This window comes from Priestia sp. 53B2 (assembly GCF_056099005.1).
On sequence record NZ_JBLZXA010000121.1, the window covers coordinates 1 to 216 of the forward strand.

Below are 216 nucleotides of genomic sequence, written 5' to 3' on the forward strand. Positions count from 1 at the left end.
AATCTTTTTCATGTTTGTCTTTGCATTTATCTTTGCCGTAATCTTTTTCATGTTTGTCTTTGCATTTATCTTTGCCATAGTCTTTTTCGTGTTTGTCTTTGCATTTATCTTTGCCATAGTCTTTTTCATACTTGTCTTTGTACTTATCTTTGCCGTAATCTTTTTCATGTTTGTCTTTGCATTTATCTTTGCCGTAATCTTTTTCATGTTTGTCTT

The 216-nt window shown here is 30.6% G+C and carries 1 pseudogene; it reads right to left on the reverse strand.

The features are described 5' to 3' along the window. Positions 1-216: pseudogene (locus ACN6NE_RS31430) on the reverse strand (hypothetical protein); the annotation flags it as partial.